Genomic DNA, 785 nt, shown 5'->3' with positions numbered 1-785 from the left:
TACTGTGATGCCGCGGTTGGCGAATTCACGCAGTGGCTGGATGAGCAGCGCGGTCTGGCCATCCGCTCGATCGACGTCCTGGCCGCTGAGGCGCGGCGACTTCTCTCCTGGTATGTGGCCCGCACCGGCGCAAGCGATCTCGGTGCCATGCAGCTCGCCGACATCGACGCCTACGTTCAGTGGAGGTGTCCCGTTCTACGGCGGGTCTCGCGCAAGAACGTGGCGCAGCAGCTGCGCTGCTTCCTCAAGTTCCTTCACGTCACGGGGCGCACTGCGCGTGATTTAGCGTCCGGGGTCCTCTCCCCGACGCTCTATGCGTGCGAGGCGATGCCCTCGGTCCTGCATCCCGAACAGATCCGCACTGTTCTCGCTTCGACCCGGCAGGACCGCTCCGCCAAGGGGCTGCGCGACTACGCGATCCTCATGCTGCTTGCCACCTACGGTCTGCGCGCCGGCGAGATCACCCGATTACGGCTGGACGATGTGGACTGGCGCGCTGACCGATTGTGCAGACGCCACACCAAGACTGGTTCCGCGTCGGCATTGCCCTTGGTACCGGCCGTCGGCGATGCCCTTCTGGCCTACCTCAGAGGAGGACGGCCTGCCACCGATGCCCGTGAGATCTTTGTTCATTCCAAGGCTCCGTACCGACCATTCAGTCGTGGCTCCAGCCTGTACCTGCTCGTTCGCTTGCGCCTCGAGACTGCCGGTGTAAGCCCTCTTGGTAAGCGTGGGCCGCACACCTTTCGGCATGCCCGCGCCGTCAGCCTTCTGCAGGCATCAGT

1 protein-coding gene is annotated in these 785 nt (G+C 64.7%); it reads left to right on the top strand.

Annotation, left to right across the window (positions count from 1 at the left end; genetic code table 11):
• A partial coding sequence (locus tag ACXJ3V_RS20145) for a tyrosine-type recombinase/integrase (RefSeq protein ID WP_457102134.1) occupies window positions 1-785 on the top strand: 785 nt, incomplete at both ends.

The sequence above is a fragment of the Microbacterium sp. P5_E9 genome (assembly GCF_054049175.1).
This window is presented reverse-complemented; position numbering and strand designations above follow the sequence as displayed.